This is a genomic window from Pectobacterium aroidearum (genome assembly GCF_041228105.1).
Taxonomy (GTDB): Bacteria; Pseudomonadota; Gammaproteobacteria; order Enterobacterales; family Enterobacteriaceae; genus Pectobacterium; species Pectobacterium aroidearum.
In genome coordinates, this window is record NZ_CP166097.1 from 2,449,221 (window position 1) to 2,465,553 (window position 16,333).

The 16,333-nt window shown below is 55.6% G+C and carries 17 protein-coding genes; 14 read left to right on the top strand and 3 right to left on the bottom strand.

Annotated elements, in window-relative coordinates; all coding sequences use genetic code 11:
• On the bottom strand, positions 1–2,103 hold the full coding sequence (gene sctV / locus AB8809_RS11280) for a type III secretion system export apparatus subunit SctV (protein WP_181828631.1): 2,103 nt from the start codon (positions 2,101–2,103) through the stop codon (positions 1–3).
• The gene (sctW, locus tag AB8809_RS11285; RefSeq protein ID WP_349855976.1) at positions 2,100–3,308 is read right to left on the bottom strand and encodes a type III secretion system gatekeeper subunit SctW; all 1,209 of its coding nucleotides are present in this window, start codon (positions 3,306–3,308) and stop codon (positions 2,100–2,102) included. The genes sctV and sctW overlap by 4 nt, the downstream gene beginning before the upstream one ends.
• A 327-nt stretch (positions 3,309–3,635) precedes the next feature.
• Here sctW and AB8809_RS11290 point away from each other — a divergent pair, with 327 nt between their 5' ends.
• The 4 genes from AB8809_RS11290 to AB8809_RS11305 all read left to right on the top strand — a co-directional run bounded on the left by AB8809_RS11290 (position 3,636) and on the right by AB8809_RS11305 (position 7,997).
• Complete coding sequence (locus tag AB8809_RS11290) at positions 3,636–4,181, top strand: RNA polymerase sigma factor (protein ID WP_015840432.1); 546 nt, start codon at positions 3,636–3,638, stop codon at positions 4,179–4,181.
• A gap of 242 nt (positions 4,182–4,423) precedes the next feature.
• Entirely contained in the window at positions 4,424–5,893 is a 1,470-nt protein-coding gene (locus AB8809_RS11295) for a PAS domain S-box protein (RefSeq protein WP_181846855.1), read from the top strand.
• A gap of 36 nt (positions 5,894–5,929) precedes the next feature.
• Positions 5,930–6,571, top strand: coding sequence for a response regulator transcription factor (locus tag AB8809_RS11300; RefSeq protein ID WP_015840430.1), 642 nt, complete (start codon positions 5,930–5,932; stop codon positions 6,569–6,571).
• A gap of 367 nt (positions 6,572–6,938) precedes the next feature.
• On the top strand, positions 6,939–7,997 hold the full coding sequence (locus AB8809_RS11305) for a sigma 54-interacting transcriptional regulator (protein ID WP_015840429.1): 1,059 nt from the start codon (positions 6,939–6,941) through the stop codon (positions 7,995–7,997).
• Between the two features lie 82 nt (positions 7,998–8,079).
• Here AB8809_RS11305 and AB8809_RS11310 read toward each other — a convergent pair whose 3' ends face one another.
• Positions 8,080–9,660, bottom strand: a complete 1,581-nt coding sequence (locus tag AB8809_RS11310; protein WP_349855975.1) for an EAL domain-containing protein — start codon at positions 9,658–9,660, stop codon at positions 8,080–8,082.
• 365 nt (positions 9,661–10,025) lie between these two features.
• Between AB8809_RS11310 and AB8809_RS11315 the strand changes: the two genes are divergently transcribed.
• The 10 genes from AB8809_RS11315 to AB8809_RS11360 all read left to right on the top strand — a co-directional run bounded on the left by AB8809_RS11315 (position 10,026) and on the right by AB8809_RS11360 (position 16,239).
• Entirely contained in the window at positions 10,026–10,232 is a 207-nt protein-coding gene (locus AB8809_RS11315; protein WP_009112561.1) for an Hrp pili protein HrpA, read from the top strand.
• A 66-nt stretch (positions 10,233–10,298) separates the two neighbouring features.
• Entirely contained in the window at positions 10,299–10,670 is a 372-nt protein-coding gene (locus tag AB8809_RS11320) for an EscI/YscI/HrpB family type III secretion system inner rod protein (RefSeq protein ID WP_015840427.1), read from the top strand.
• Between the two features lie 6 nt (positions 10,671–10,676).
• Positions 10,677–11,441 carry a type III secretion system inner membrane ring lipoprotein SctJ gene (gene sctJ, locus AB8809_RS11325; protein WP_181844898.1) on the top strand — a complete coding sequence of 255 codons (765 nt, stop codon included), beginning with the start codon at positions 10,677–10,679 and terminating at the stop codon, positions 11,439–11,441.
• Complete coding sequence (locus tag AB8809_RS11330; RefSeq protein ID WP_349855974.1) at positions 11,441–12,073, top strand: type III secretion protein; 633 nt, start codon at positions 11,441–11,443, stop codon at positions 12,071–12,073. The genes sctJ and AB8809_RS11330 overlap by 1 nt, the downstream gene beginning before the upstream one ends.
• A 36-nt stretch (positions 12,074–12,109) precedes the next feature.
• Entirely contained in the window at positions 12,110–12,709 is a 600-nt protein-coding gene (gene sctL, locus AB8809_RS11335; RefSeq protein WP_180779644.1) for a type III secretion system stator protein SctL, read from the top strand.
• A gap of 140 nt (positions 12,710–12,849) precedes the next feature.
• Positions 12,850–13,074 (top strand): type III secretion protein HrpF, encoded by a 225-nt coding sequence (locus tag AB8809_RS11340; RefSeq protein WP_015840423.1) that lies wholly within the window; start codon positions 12,850–12,852, stop codon positions 13,072–13,074.
• Positions 13,061–13,495: a type III secretion system chaperone gene (locus AB8809_RS11345; RefSeq protein ID WP_349855973.1), complete on the top strand. Its 435-nt coding sequence runs from the start codon at positions 13,061–13,063 to the stop codon at positions 13,493–13,495. The genes AB8809_RS11340 and AB8809_RS11345 overlap by 14 nt, the downstream gene beginning before the upstream one ends.
• Positions 13,488–15,557 carry a type III secretion system outer membrane ring subunit SctC gene (sctC, locus tag AB8809_RS11350; protein WP_349855972.1) on the top strand — a complete coding sequence of 690 codons (2,070 nt, stop codon included), beginning with the start codon at positions 13,488–13,490 and terminating at the stop codon, positions 15,555–15,557. The genes AB8809_RS11345 and sctC overlap by 8 nt, the downstream gene beginning before the upstream one ends.
• Before the next feature lie 150 nt (positions 15,558–15,707).
• Positions 15,708–15,899 (top strand): HrpT family type III secretion system protein, encoded by a 192-nt coding sequence (gene hrpT / locus AB8809_RS11355; protein ID WP_015840420.1) that lies wholly within the window; start codon positions 15,708–15,710, stop codon positions 15,897–15,899.
• Positions 15,892–16,239, top strand: coding sequence for a hypothetical protein (locus AB8809_RS11360; RefSeq protein WP_015840419.1), 348 nt, complete (start codon positions 15,892–15,894; stop codon positions 16,237–16,239). The genes hrpT and AB8809_RS11360 overlap by 8 nt, the downstream gene beginning before the upstream one ends.
• Positions 16,240–16,333 lie beyond the last annotated feature (94 nt).

The window sequence follows — 16,333 nt, forward strand, 5'->3', positions numbered from 1 at the left end:
CTATGCGCTAAAGGGATCGGGGGAGTCGTAAAGATCGAGACGCCCAATGACGTTGATCGACAGGGTGGATTCCAGTTCGGTGAAGGACAGCACCGGAACGTGGTGAAATTCGTCTTGTAACAGGGTACGCAGCGGACTGCGTAAATCCTGCGCCACCAGCACCAGACTGCGCTGCGACGAGAGCGGCGGAAACGCCTGCCGCAGCTGGCTGAGCAGCGTTGAGGCGTAGTCCTGTGTCAGGGCGAAGAAGGTTTCGTTCTGCGTCTGGCGCAGCGCATCACGCAGCAGCTCCTCGCTTTCCGGCGTCAGTAGCCAGACGGCAAGGCTGTTTTCATCGCTGTACTGGTGGCAGATTTGCGATTTGAGCGCCAGACGCACGTAGTCGGTCAGCGCCAGCGTATCCCGCTCATGCTGGCCGACTTCAATCAGCGCCTCGGCGATGGGGCGCACCGATCGAAGCGGCACGCGTTCGGAAGCCAGCCGTTGCAGCACGCTGGCGAAACGCGAGAGCGGCATGATGCGCTGTAGCTCCTGCGCCAATTCCGGCTGTTCGCTCTCCAGCCAGGCCAGAATGGATTTGGTTTCCTGCAAGCCGATGAATTGTGAACCGGTACGATGAATAGCCTGCTCCATACGCGCCAGAATCAGCTCATCCGCTGTCCAGCGCGGTACGTCGTCGGACTGCTGCGCAACATGAGCCAACGGCAGCCAGAGCCATTGGCTTTCATCCCGTAGCGTGGGACCCGGCGTGGCAAGCTCGGTATCAACCTGTTCAACGGCAGCACTGGCAACAGCCAACCGATCGGTGACAAAGGTGGCTTTCACGTAGGGAATTTCATAGACGCAAAACTGAAACTCATCCTCCGCCAGCCGATCGCTGAATTCGATATCAAAAGACGGCAGCGTAAAACCGAAGCGATAGACCAGTTTGTTACGCAGGCGGCGGATATTCTGCACCAGCGCCGTCGCCGTCGGCTGCCCTTGCCAGATGGGATGAAACAGCAGCAGATAGGCACGCGTGGGGTTGAAACGCCGCAGATCCTGATAGCCGTTCTGTTCGGCTGGCATGTTGTCCGCCTCCGACTGGCTGGCATCCAACTGACCTTGCTGCTTGATGCGCCAAAGCTGAAACAGACCACTGCCGAGCGACGCCAGACTGATAGCGACAAACACCAGCGTCGGCATCCCCGGCAGCAGCGCAAAGCCAAACATGCCGATGGAGGAGATGATCCATGCTTTGGGCTGGCTGGTGAGCTGTTCCGCGATTTCCCGACCAATATTGGCATCCACTTTTTGCCCATCGGCCGAGACGCGGGTGATGATCATCCCCGCCGTCAGCGATATCAGTAGCGCCGGGATCTGGGCGATCAGTCCGTCACCGATAGTCAGAACCGAGTAGACGTGCATGGCATCGGACGCGGCCATATTGTGCTGCAACACGCCGATGGCGAAACCGCCGATCATGTTGATGAACACGATAACCAGCGACGCAATGGCATCGCCTTTGACAAACTTCATCGCGCCGTCCATCGCCCCGAACAACTGGCTCTCTTTCGCCAGATTTTCGCGCCGTTGCCGCGCCTGATGGGCTTCGATCAGCCCGGCACGCAGATCGCTGTCGATGGACATCTGTTTGCCGGGCATCGCATCCAGCGTGAAACGTGCCGCTACCTCAGCTACGCGCTCGGAGCCTTTGGTGATCACCAGAAAGTTCACCACCGTCAGAATCAGAAAGATAACCAGACCGACCGCCAGATTCCCGCCTACCACGTAGTTACCGAAAGCCTCAACGATATGGCCACCGTCCTGCTGGAGCAGGATTTGGCGTGTGGTGGAAATGGAGATCGCCAGTCGGAACATGGTGGTCAACAACAGCACCGCGGGAAACGTCGAGAAGGCCAGCGGCTTGGGCAGATACATCGCCAGCACGATCAGCAGAGAAGAGGCGCAGATGTTGAGCGCGATGAGCACATCGATCAGCCCGGTGGGCAGCGGGATGATCATCATGAAAACGATAGACATCACGATGACCGCACCAACGACCTCGGAGCGCTGCATCGCGCTCAGCGCAATACGGTTCAGCCAGGTAATCAGCAGATTCATGGCTGCTCCTTATCCGAGTCGCGCGCGTCCTGTTTTTGCGGCGATGCGGCGTCACGCGGCGCCCGTTCGTTATGCTGAGAATTACTGGCCTGTTGCTTTTCGTATTGGGCGATATCGCCAATCATGCCGCGTATCAGTTGAAGCGCCGTTTGCCGGTTTTTACTGTCCCGCCACAGCGGATGCGGCAGGTCGCTGACGAGTGGCAGCAGGGCGCTGAAAAACATCGCCTGATGCTGTACCTGCGTCCCGGCGACTTCCCGACCGAGATTATGCAGGTCGCGAGCATAGGCACCGTTGGCACTCAGGCCAATCAGGCGACGGGTCAGCTCCACGGCACCGAGCGTAAAGGCTGGCACTTTGTTCGCCAGCCGCGTGAGCAGCGTCTGGCTGGATGACAGCGTATGGCTCAGGTGGCGGGAATCATTGAGGTTGCTCAGCATTTTGCTAAGAACGGCTTTCGAAATAGAGGGCGTCAGCGAGGCGATATCCGCCGCCAGCGCCCGCTGCAACGTGCGCAGCCCAATGGAGAATGTGGCGGCATCAAAGCGTTCCAAAAGAGAGTCCAGCAGTGCGCTGGCCGATTGCTGATGCACGATTTTCTGGTAGTACAGATCGCGCATCGCCTGTTTCTGTTCCGGCTGGGTGCTGAACAACGCAATGGCCGTCGCGGTATTCAGACCCGCTCGGACTTCCGGCCCTTTCTCTTGATGCAACTGCTGTAGTGCAGTCTCTGCCGTCGTCGCCAGTTCTGGCTGCTGGGCAGATTGCTGCTGGATGTGGCGCAGCAGGATATCGCCGCGCGCCGGATCGTTGCCTGCGGCTTCCAGAATGGCGTCAAGCGACGGCGAACCTTTCTGCATCAGCAGATCGCGCATGCGGCTCAACTGCTGGTCGAGCGTACTTTGCGACGGGTTTTCCAGCATCCTGAACAGTTCCGTCAGCTTCTCAATCCGTTCGACATTCGCAGTGGCGCGAGCCTCTGGCTGCTGGGCGATTTGTCGTCGATTCAGCGATTTACTTCTCCGCTCAGCCTGCTCGCCAAATGCCATCGCTACCTCTTCCATTGAGGTAGATAACGGCGATCCGGGAGCCGCGTGGTGAGAAGTGGTCTGCTGCACCGCGGCCTGCGGCACGGGGTCGTCATCCACGACGACAGGGCGCGGCAGGGCGTTGCTAGAGGGAAGGACGGTCGGCATTTTGATCATGGTGTCATCCTGAATAAGTCGGCTACGTGTCGTGGTGTGAACGTGCAGCGATATGCATGTATTGCTGTGTGGAATCTGAAAAGAATGGGTTCCCCCGCGTGAAGTCATCGGAGCAGGCTGAATTTGATGGCGGATTGGGTGAAATGCCGTTTTACTGATTGCAATAACTTGCAATTTCGTGCTGTGGGCGCTGGCAAAAAATGGCACGATAATAGGCAAGGTGAAAAATAACTGATTAAAAATCAGTGTTATAAAAACAATTCCGGGCTGGCACAGGGCTTGCTCTTCCGTTTTTGCCAATGGGGCACAACAACGGAGAGTCAGCAAATGGATATGTCTACCCTGAAACACATCGAACCGACCCCTTCGCTTTACCCGGCGCTCGCTGTCGATTGGGAACAGGTGTTTCGTCAACACGGAAAGAAATTGCATAACTTCATCCGCAAGCGCGTCAGCAACCATGACGACGTTGAGGATTTACAGCAAATGACCTACCTGGAAGTGCTCAAACATCAGGATAAATTTGCGGGAGCATCGCGGCCGGAGACGTGGGTATTTGGTATTGCCCTCAATCTGGTTCGCAACTATTTCAAGCAGGCACGGCAGCGCGCTCAGGAAATGGGTGATGAGATGCTGGAGCATATTGCGATAGATCTCGATCCCGGCGCGATCGCTGAAAGCCAGCGGGCATTGAAACGCGCAATGGATGCCATCGTCTCACTGCCTGAGGATACCCGTCAGATGCTGATGCAGTTGCTGGATACCGATGCCAGTTATCAGGATCTTGCGTTGCAGTTGGAGATCCCCATCGGTACGGTGCGGTCACGGCTGTCTCGTGCCCGAGGGGTGATCCGTCAGGCCGTTGAGTCCTGACGGCATTTCACGGGACGAAAGGGCGAGCCTGTACCTACCGTTTTTCACTGACTGCTGTGGTAACCGCCTTGCTCAAGGTGGCGGTTGCCGCTCAGTGAGTGGGTCGCACGCCGTGATATCAGGTCGCATTTATGCCGTTGCAGGGTTTCCTGTCCATCTTCTGGAATGTTGAGACGCCGTATCGCGCTACCTGCACGGCGGGTGGCTGCACAAGTGTCTTAATTCAAAATAAGGAGATGGCAATGATGTTCACCCAACCGTTTCGTTCCGATGAAAAAACCAAGGCTCCCGAGCTGGAATTGGTGGATTTTGCATTTGGTCGCATCAAGGACGCGATTTATATCGTCAATGAAGATCAGCGTTTTTGTTATGTCAATGAGGCCGCCAGCCAGACACTGGGCTACAGCATTACGGAATTCATGCATCTGAGCGTTGTCGACATCGACCCGCTATGGAGTGCCGATCATCGGTCACCGGACTGGCTGCAGGAGTACGAATCAGGCGTGGGGACCACGTTTGAAACCCGGCACCTCACCCGCTACGGCATGACTATTCCGGTAGAAGTTAATCTCACACATTTCCAACACAGAGGACGTAGCTACAGCATGTGTGTCGTCAGAGATATCAGGGAACGTAAACATATTGAACAGTTAGCCTATGCGCGAGAGCAGGAATTTCGCGCGCTGGTTGAGAACACGCCGGATTTGATTATTCGCTTCGATCCCAACCTGAATTGCCTGTACGCCAACGCGGCCAGTTTGAAACATCTGGATTTCACCGTAGAGCAACTTCGGGGCCGTATGATTACGGAGTTAATGCCCGGTGTTGGGTGTGCAATCCGTATGGAACAGCTGGTGCAGCAGGTGGTTGATACCCGCAGCAGTGCGGAAGGTGAAGTGATGGAGTCGCGGGGGAAAGGCGATCAGCGCCATCAAAGTATTCACCATATTCGCTGTGTGCCGGAGTTTGATCAGCATGGCGCGCTGGTGTCGATTCTAACCGTAGGACGGGACATTACCGCGATTCGCTATGCGGAGAAAAAACTGGCTGATTCGCATATGCAACTGCGTTTGCTGGCACGCCAGCGCGAGATTTCGCGTGAGGAAGAACGTAAGCATATCGCGCAGGAAATTCACGATGAGCTGGGGCAGCATTTGACCACGATCCGCATGAGCCTGTCGCTGATGCGCATGTGTTTTGCCAAGGAAAACCCTGACATGCAGGCGCATTTGCAAAAGCTGATGCAGTTGGCTGACCAAACGATTCAGGTGGTGCGTAACGTGTCGACCCGGCTTAGGCCGAATGTGTTGAATATGGGGCTTACACCTGCGCTGGAATGGCTGTGCGACGAATTTAACCGGCACTACAGCGCCACCTGTCTGCTACGAACGTTGGGGGAACCGCTGGCGCTCAATGACGAAAGCACCACGGCGGCATTCCGCGTCGTGCAGGAATCGTTGACTAACGTCGCGCGCTACGCCGCCGCTACCCAGGTACGCATTACGCTGGATAATCAGCCTGACTGTGTGGTGCTGTGCATCAAAGACAACGGCAAAGGTTTTGATTCCCAAGCTAAAAATAAAAACGCTTTCGGGCTCATGAGTATGAAAGAGCGAGGGCGGATGCTGGGAGGCGAAGTCGTGATTGAAAGTGAGCCCGGTAAAGGCACGCTGGTGCAGTTAACGTTTCCTAAAAATGGCGATACCCGTTAATCGCGGGATAATAACAACAAAAGGAAGAAATGAGCGATGGGTAAACCAATACGTTTAATGATCGCAGACGATCACGTCATCATGCGTGAAGGGCTCAAGCAGATCTTCGCGCTGGATGAATCGCTGAGCGTCGTCGCCGAAGCCGGAAATGGCGCACAGGTACTGGCACAACTGCGCAGCGTGACGCCCGATTTGCTGCTGCTGGATATGTCGATGCCCGGTATCAGCGGTGAAGCATTGATTTCACGCGTGGTGGCGCAATATCCGCGTCTGCCGATTCTGGTGCTCAGCATGTACAGCGAAGCGCAGATTGCACAGCATGCGCTGAAGAGCGGTGCCAGAGGTTACATCACCAAAGATAAAGACCCGGAAGCCCTGCTGTCGGCGATCCGACGTGTGGCGCAGGGAGCTCGCTATATCGACCACACAATTGCCGAGCAACTGGTGTTTTCCAACTACACGGAGGGGGGCAGAGCCGAGCACGATGTGCTGACGGCCAGAGAGCACCAGATCATGATTATGTTTGCGCAGGGTATGGGCATCAATGCCATCGCCAATGAATTGGCCATCAGCAATAAAACGGTCAGCACTCATAAGGCGCGTCTGATGGAAAAAATGCAGTTCAGTACCAATGTGGAGATCGTGAAATATGTTGTGAGTAAGAAGCTGATTCCCTAGCAGTGGGAACCGCTGTGAAAAGGAGAACAGATAAAAGGGATTCAACCGTCGCTGAATCCCTTTACTGACCCTTACGATTTCCTAACGATATTCTTTCGCTTTCTTGTGTATTACTTGAAAAGGTAATGGGCTGTTTTTTCTTGCTTTGGTCGTTTTTTTGTAGGTATTTCCCTACAAATTGCTCTGGAATTCCTACCTGATGTTCAGCGATGCCTGATGGTTTCATTATTCAATGGCGGTAATGCTTGTCATCGTTCCGCCGGTGATGAAATCGGTGTGCGTTATGCGGAGAAACGCCACGGATTTTCGGTGGACCCCACGTTATGGAAGGCAGTCAGTTAGCCCGTTTGGGCTCCAGGAGTAGTCAATGAATAATCATTACCGTCAGGACAGACAACACGATTCATCACTCGAGTATTCATCATTCGATCATTCACCCGTAGAGAAGGCGTCATCAGCAGACTTTCGGTCATCATTCGACTATTCCCTGCCGCCGTCGTCTACGGCTGATGATATTCACTCATCGCTGTCGCCAATCATCAATGTTATTGCTCCCCTTAATGTCGACATCGTGCTGGAAGGTGAAACCGGTACGGGAAAAGACACACTGGCGAATCGCATTCATCGGTTGTCCCGATGCAGCGGCCCACTGGTGGCGGTGAACTGTGCCGCCGTACCGGAAAATCTGGCCGAAAGCGAACTGTTCGGCGTAGTGTCGGGCGCTTATACCGGCGCGAACCGCTCCCGCGCAGGCTATCTGGAAAGTGCGGATAAGGGGATTCTGTTTCTGGATGAGATCGACAGTATGCCGATGACGCTACAAGCCAAGATGCTACGCGTGCTGGAAAGCCGTGGCGTAAAGCGGTTGGGAAGTACCCAGTTTACGCCCGTGGATATGCGTGTGATTGTGGCGACGCAAACGCCTTTGCTGCAACTGGTGGAAAAAGGGCTGTTTCGACGCGATCTCTATTTCCGTCTTGATACGGTCAAGATTCAACTGCCGACGCTGCGCTCCCGTAGCGATCTCATTCTGCCGCTGTTTCAACGCTTTAGTCAGGAAGCGGCGGTACGCCTGAGAATGACGCAACCACCGATGACGGCAGAGATTTACGAGCAGCTGCTGACTCACAGCTGGCCAGGCAATATCCGTGAACTGAAGGCGGCGGCGGATCGCTGGGCAATGGGGCTGTCGCCCTTGGCTGAAATTCAGCCGCTGCTGCACCCGCGTCCTTTGCAGCTCAAAGATCGGTTAAAGCGGATTGAAAAATTTCTGATTCAGGATGCGCTGCGTCGCCACGGCCACTGCATTGACGATGTGATTGTGGAACTGGGGATCCCCAAGCGGACACTCTATCATCGCCTGAAAGTACTGAATGTGACGGTGCGAGAGATGTGCGCCGGGGGCGGGGAAGCCTGTCAGGCATGAAGGCTGAATATCGAACGTTGACCTGTCGGGATATGGCAGGTCAACGTTCAGGTTGCGCTGTTTCTATTTGCACTGTTTCTGGCTACACCGTTTCTATCGGCGGGCACGGATAGTGATGGATATCCGGGAGATCGTGCAACGCGACCGCCCGACTGAAATACCATCCTTGAATAATCGCCGATGGGCAATGTTGCAGGATGTAAGCGGCTTGCTCGCGGGTTTCTACCCCTTCGATGATCACAGGGACGTCCAGTTTTTTGACCAGGGTGAATAACAGATCTGCCATAGCGGCATTCACCGAGTCGGTACCGATGGCGCCGACAAAAATCTTGTCGATCTTGATCATATCGAACGGTAAATGGCTCAGATAATCGAGGTTGGAATATCCCGTACCGAAATCATCAAGCGCGACCTTATAGCCCGAACGGCGTAAGGCCTCAAGGCCGTCTGCCAGTGTTTTATGGGATGTGCTCGACCGCTCAGTCAGTTCTAACATGACACGAGTTCTGTCTATCCTCAGTTCGTCGCACAACTGCTGTAGGAAGTGATGATAATCAGGCGACACAATGTCAGACACAGACAGATTAATGCTAAGAAGAAAGGGTGATTCCTGCGTGAGATACGGCTGCATGTCTCGCAGCGCCTGACGCGTGATGATGCGGGTTAGCTCGGCGGAGTAGCCCATTTTTTCCGCAATGCCGATAAAAAGCTCTGGCGAGACATTATCACCACGTTCATTCTTCCAACGTGCCAGCGCTTCTACACCAATAATCGCACGCTGTGGCAGACTGATCAGCGGCTGGTAATGTACATGCAGTCGCTGGTGTTTGATTGCGCGTTTTAGCTGTGATGGCAAAGCCTGATGCCGATCGTCGTAGAGTTGATAGGACAGGGTAAAACTGGCGCCGATGAGCGCTCCGACAAAAAACAGGGCGGTGATGATATACCACGGACGATACAGGATACCCGCAGAATCTAACTGAGCCAGTACGCAGATATCCCGGTTTGCCGCACAGAAAAACGTCTGACGTTTTCCCATGGTCAGCCACGCGTTCTTCTGCTGCTGTGTCTGCTTGAACGCCGAGAGATCGATATCTCCAAAGGTCTGATAGATATGACCCAGATTGCGCGTTATCAGCATGGCGTTGTATTCGGCAGGCGGATGAATGAAACGGCGAAATGCGGCGGCGGCGGTAATCGTGACGACACCATTCAGGCTTGCCATATCGGCGGTAATACGTGGATCAACCACGTCTTTCATCGCGGTCCATAGCTGCACGCCCTCTGGCGTCGTCAGGTTCGGCGGCAGCAGATAAATCGGTGGGTTGAGAATCCCCCAGCCTGCGGAGCAGATGAGATAGTTGTCCTTGATACGCCCGATATCGCGTAGATAAACGGAGTAAAAGGAGATCAGACGTAACTCTTTCAAGTCGGCGCTGGAACAAGGCGCGTTATTCAGCGTCAGCACCCGGTTGATGGTTTCCCGACCTTCATTCGCGACGGCGATTCCCTGATCGAGGACGTCCTGACTATAGTGCTGCAACTGCGTCTGTTCCAGCCGGGCTAAAATGCCTTGCCCAATAAACAGCGCCAGCAAAGCGCTGGCAAACGAAATCAAAACAAGTCTGAACCACAATCCGGTGTTGGTAGTTAAGGTGAGCATAGCGACCATCTGGCAGCGTGACGAGAATAGTACGGCATGGGTTCAGATATCGCATCCTTGCCAGTTACACAGGGTAAAACGTTCCTGCAAATTGGAAATAACTTACGATCTTTCGGTAAGGCAATAACGCTTTTTATTATTTTAAAAGAAAATCTACGATAACTAACGGCCGGAAACACAGCGAAAACTAGGCTAGTTCTGCCCCTCACACTGTTCTTGTCGAAAGAATCTTGTTATTACCGAAAGAATTTCCTTTCTGCGGGAACTCACTGACCCGCTCTCCCACTTAATGAATGAACAAGATGACTGTATGTACAGCATGACAGTTCACCACCGTAAACATTCATCATATTTGGAGATATATCATGGCTTTAGGACTTTCTCAGGTTGCATCTCAGGCGGCTTCTCAGACTCTGGATACCGCGATGGCTGGTTCTCTGACGCGTGCAGCAGGCGCTCAGGCACAGAAAATTGCGCTGGATACGGAAAACTCCATTCTGGATGGTCAGATGGATTCTGCGTCCAAATCACTGAACTCCGGGCAGAAAGCGGCAAAAGCTATCCAGTTCTGATTGTGAGTCAACGAGCCGGAGCCTTGCTCCGGCTTTATTTTATCCGTCCGTGATGGAATCCACACCATGAAAATTAATCATGCCACTACGCTGTCTCAGCCGGGGGATGCGCCGCTGGCGGACAACGGCACGTCTTTTTCCTTTTCCGCCACGAATCAGGATGTGTCCTGGTTCAGCGCGGCGCTGTCGTCGGCACCAATGACGGCAGAAAGCGGTAATAGTCAGTGGCTGGGTGCGCTGGCGGAAAAATCTCAGGGACTGAACGGCGTCTTTAAATCCGCCGAACGCGACGTCAGCCAGTCGATGCGTTCCAATAATCCAAAGGATGTACTGGATGCGACCCGAACGCTGTCCTCGTTCTATCTGGAAAGTCTGCTGAGCGCCAAACTGGTGGCGAAAAGTGTACAGAGTCTGGAAAAACTCACCAACTTACAGTAGCGGCCTATGAAAATCGATAAGCGAGTGTTTCTTCTGCTGATCGGGCTATTGGCTGGCTGTGGCGAGCCGATTGAGCTGAATCGCGGGCTGTCGGAGAACGATGCCAACGAAGCGATTTCGATGCTTGGCCGTTATCAGATCGGCGCGGAGAAACGGGTGGACAAAACCGGCGTTACGCTGGTGATCGACGCAAAAAACATGGAACGTGCCGTCAATATTCTCAATGCGGCGGGCTTACCGAAGCAATCACGTACTAATCTGGGCGAGGTCTTTCAGAAAAGTGGCGTGATTTCGACGCCGTTGGAAGAGCGCGCCCGCTATATCTATGCCTTATCGCAGGAAGTGGAAGCAACGCTGGCGCAGATCGATGGCGTACTGGTGGCGCGGGTGCATGTGGTGCTGCCGGAGCGTATCGCCCCCGGCGAGCCGGTTCAGCCTGCTTCAGCAGCGGTGTTTATCAAATACCGTGCTGAACTGGAGCCTGATGGGATGGAGCCGCGCATCCGCCGTATGGTGGCCAGCAGTATCCCCGGCCTGTCCGGCAAGGATGATAAAGAACTGGCGATCGTCTTTGTTCCGGCCGAACCGTATCAGGACACGATCCCGGTTGTCACGCTGGGGCCGTTCACGCTCACGCCGGATGAGATGCGACGCTGGCAGTGGAGCGCGGGGCTGTTTGGCCTGCTATTGGCTGGACTATTAGGCTGGCGCGTTGGCATGCCTTACCTGCGCCAATGGCAGCAGAAAAAAGCGGGGGAGCCGTCGTCATAATGACAACACAAGAGCACCGCAGGGCGTTGACGTCGGGTGACGCAACCGCGCTGGCATGGCTGACCTGGTGGGTAAAAGATTGTTTGTTACAGGCCGATCCCAGTTGGTGGAGCGGGAAGGTAGCGTTACCCGAATCGCCGCAGCGCCGCGACTGGCTGCATGTGAACGCCGAACAGCTTCATCGCTATTTCTCTCTGCCACAGCGGTTGCCACCGGATCCGCTTGCTTCACTCATGCACATCGGCGAGCTGGATACCGCGCAGCGGGAAACGGTATTACGCCTGATGGCGCGGGTTTGTCAGTCCATACGTAATCCGGATCGCGCTGATGCCGAGGGCATATGGTGTGAGCGGCTGGCAAAAGCATTACGGCCTGGCTTATGGCTACCGGCGGAGATGACCTTTTCTGCTTCATCTGCCGCGCCATCGCTGTCGGAGTCCTCCGCAACCGGCTATCAGGATGCATTGCTGCTGCTGCGTATTCGTTATGGTGAAGTGTACTGGTCACGTCTACGGCTGCTCTTTCCACGCGATTGGCCCGATCATCACCTTATCTCGGCGGTGTCATTGCCTGCCGCCAGACTCAATGCGCTGTGCGATGCCCTGATCTGGAAAGCATCGGCGCCCGCATAATCCCCTCATTTTCATTCATTTTGCTAAGGACGAAGCATGCTGACGACGAAAACGTTTGTGACATTACCCGATGCCAGTCGGGATGAAACGGTGATTATTCCGGCGGAGCGGGTCGCGGCACATCGGCGCAGTCGGACACTTTGGGAAGAGGCCAATGCGCAGGCCGATACGATCGTGGCGCAGGCGCACGAACGTGCCCGAACGCTGTGTGAGCAGGCAGTAGAACAGGCAGAAGCGGAATTCTGGCAGCAGGCAAATGTGCTGTTGCAGGGGGTTCGGCAAGACCGAATGCAGATGGAGCAGGTCATGATTACGCAAGCCGGACAGCTACTGCGCGATGCGCTGGCACATGTGCTGGATAAAACACCTGCGCCGTCGCGCCATCACGCTTTACTGCGGCAGTTGTTGAAGCAACAGCAGGGGGAAAGCCGGGGAACGCTGTATTGCCATCCCGCCCAGCTTGCCGATGTGCAGCATTGGCTGGATGCCCATGCGCATCTGGAATGGCGTCTTGCCAGCGATGAAGCGCTGGATAACGATGCCATGAAGCTGATTACGGCGCACGGCGTGATGTCGTTGAGCTGGCGGCAGGCGGTAAAACAGCTCATGCCGCCGGAGTATCCTGCCGCGATGTGACATTGCGGCTGACAAAATTGCGACTGACAATGGGAACTGCACGCCGGGGTTAACCACTCACTATCAGGTCAATGACCCATTTTTAGGTCAACGACCAAAACCTGTGTTGTGAGGAAACTACCTTATGAGGAGAGCGTGCGATGTCCCTTAACCCAATCCAGCGTCGTCTTGACGCGCACCTGGTCGATTCGCAGAAACAACTGGATGATATTGCGCTGAATGTTGCCGAAGGCGGCGCCAGTCAGGCGGATAGCTACGCCTTTTTTGAGGCCAGCATGGATTATTCTAATGCCAGCTGGGCTGTCGGGCAGTTGTTGAGCGTTAAACACGGTCTGGCGAAGGCCATCATCAATGACTTCAACTGAGTTGGCCGCGATGCTGGAGCGGTGGCTAAACGGCGGAACGTCAACGTTGAAGCTGGAGATTGACGGCGGCGCGGTGGCGATGGTGCGGCAGTCATCGGGCGTGGCGTGCCGCGCGGTCATTCCGCTGCGCACGTTGCCGGATGAGCCGATGCTGACACGAGCATTGCAACTGGCCGATGCCGCCCACGCCCAGTTTCAGGATGATACCGCCATCCTGTCGCTCTCAGCGCAGAATGAACAACTCTGGCTATGGATGCGGCCCGATGCTGATGACGTCATGCAACTCTGCCGCAGCCTGGAAACCCTACTCAATCAACGGGATGTTTGGCTGAGCATGCTCACGCCGCGCGCAAAGGTGCCCGTTTCCGCTCCATTGAATCTGAACACGCTGGCTTTTTTGCAAGGAGAACGACATGCGTAAGGGATTGATGCGTCATCGGTCGTATAGCATTTTGCTGGCGGTCTATCGCTGGTTTTGCTGGGCGGTGGTGTTAATGGGGATTATCCCTATAAATGGGGTGATTTCTCTGGCGCACGCCGCCACGCCAGCCGACTGGAACAAGGGGGCATACGCCTATTCTGCCGAACAAACACCGCTGTCTGCGATTCTGACGGATTTTGCCAACAGCCACGGCGTAGATTTGGTGCTGGGAAACATTGCGGACAATGACGTCACGGCGAAAATTCGGGCGGAGACCCCCGCGCTGTTTCTCGACAGGCTGGCGTTGGAGCACCGTTTTCAGTGGTTTGTGTATAACAACGCACTGTATGTCAGCCCGCAGGATGAACAGGCATCGGTGCGTCTGGAGATTTCCCCGGATGCCGCGCCTGATATTAAACAGGCGCTCAGTGGTATCGGGTTGCTCGATGCGCGCTTCGGCTGGGGGGAGTTACCGGAAGAAGGCGTGGTGCTGGTCACCGGCCCGCAAGCGTATATCGATCTGATCCGTAATTTTAGCCGGCAGCGGGAAAAACAGGACGAACGGCGTAAGGTCATGATTTTTCCTTTGCGCTATGCCTCGGTATCTGACCGGACGCTGCAATATCGCGATCAGAAGGTCACCATTCCCGGCGTTGCGACCATTCTCAATGAGTTGATGGATGGTCAACGTGCGGCACCGGCGGGCGCATCGGGTCCGATGCCTGTGCAGCCGGATACGGGGATGGAAGCGATGCGGGACAGTACGCGTTCGCTGATGACCCGGCTGGCAACTCGTAATAATCCCGGTCGCAGTGGGGATGCATCGAGCCGCGTGACGCTAAGCGGCAAGATTTCTGCCGATGTACGCAATAACGCGTTGTTGATTCGGGATGATGAAAAACGCCGGGCGGAGTATCAGCAGCTCGTCGATCATATCGACGTACCGCAAAATCTGGTCAACATTGATGCCATTATTCTGGATGTGGACCGTACCGCTCTGTCGCGGCTGGAAGCAAACTGGCAGGCGCAGCTCGGCAATGTGAGCGCGGGCAGTACCATGATGATGGGGCGAAGCACCCTGTTTGTCAGCGATTTCAAACGCTTCTTCGCCGATATTCAGGCGTTGGAAGGGGAAGGAACGGCCTCCATTGTCGCTAATCCTTCCGTACTGACGCTGGAGAATCAGCCCGCGATTGTCGATTTCAGCCGGACGGCATTTATCACAGCGACGGGCGAACGTGTTGCAGACATTCAACCAGTGACTGCTGGCACTAGCCTGCAGGTAACGCCGCGTGTGGTCGGCGAAGGCGAGCAGCGCAGCATCCAGCTGGTTATCGATATCGAAGATGGTCAGGTAGAGACGGGGCGCGAAGGTGAAGCGTCGGGCGTGAAGCGGGGCACCGTCAGCACGCAGGCGCTGATCGGTGAGAACCGTGCGCTGGTGTTGGGTGGTTTCCACGTCGAGGAGAGCGGCGATCGCGATCGTCGCATTCCGATCCTTGGGGATATCCCGCTGTTGGGGAAACTGTTTACCTCGACGCGCCACGAAGTCTCCCGCCGTGAACGCCTGTTTATCCTGACGCCGCACCTTGTCGGCGATCAAACCGATCCCACGCGCTACGTTTCCTCCGCCAATCGCCAGCAGTTGAACGGTGCGATGAATCGCGTCGCGCAGCGCAACGGTAAAACGGATCTCTATAGCCTGATTGAAGGCGCCTTTCGCGATCTCGCCAGCCGTCAGCTTCCCGCCGGATTTAAGACTGTCAGCAACGGCGCGCGATTGGGTGAGGTGTGTCGCTCGCAGTCAGGCCTGATCTACGACAGCTCCCGCTATCAGTGGTACGACAACGGTCAGGTGCGCCTGAGCGTCGGCGTTGTGCGCAACGGCGGAACACAGCCGCAGCGTTTTGATGAAGCCGCCTGTGCCAGTAGCCGCACGCTGGCGGTAGCCGTATGGCCAAAAACGACGCTGGCACCGGGGGAATCCAGCGAGGTATTCCTGGCGTTACAGCCCGCGCTCGCGTCTCAGACCGCCCGGCGTCATGTGCTGACATCCCGATAAACGGTCGCGTGGGCTGATGCCCTCAGGACATTTTTCCCCTCCCGAACGCCTCCTGTGAAAGTGGGGCGTTGGGAGGGGCAAGGTCGATAGGTCACCTCAATGTCAGCCCGCTCATCTCGTTAATTGCCCAAGCTAATAAAGGATATTTTCATGAACTACAAAGCACTGTCTATCGCGCTGATAGCACTCCTGCTGAGCGCCTGTAATGCACCGCGGCAGGTAGCCAACTGTGCCTCGGTCACTTGTCGTCCGCAGCCGGAAACGCGGCAGCTCATCATCTGGTGGCAACCCGATCTGCGGAGCGGCCCGGCAGATTACAGCAGGGTTAGCGTGGATGAGTGAGGTAGCGGCCGTATTCGACAATCAGCATGATTTTCTCATGGCGCTGGAAACCACACCGACGGCCTGCTGGGTCGTACAGCCGGGCGTCACGCTGTGGTTTACGGCGATCTCGGCGCGTCAGGCGGCGCTCGTCTTAGTGTTGGCGCCGGCTCACCATTATCCCGGTATGTTGCGGCAAATATTACAACGCCGCTTTCTGGAGGCTGACGCGCTGCCAGCCTGTAGCCTGAGTCTGGATGAACAGCAACATCTGCGCTTACGCCGCACATTATCCACATTAAGTGAGTCGCTCACGGCGATCGATGAACTGTGGCGTCTGGCGGGGCTGCCGCCGCGCTGAACGGTGAAAAAGTCAGGCGTTTTTATGCATCAGACGGGAACCGCGCAGGCAAGAAAATCACTTAATGGGGGAGTGTCACAATTACGCGGGCTGA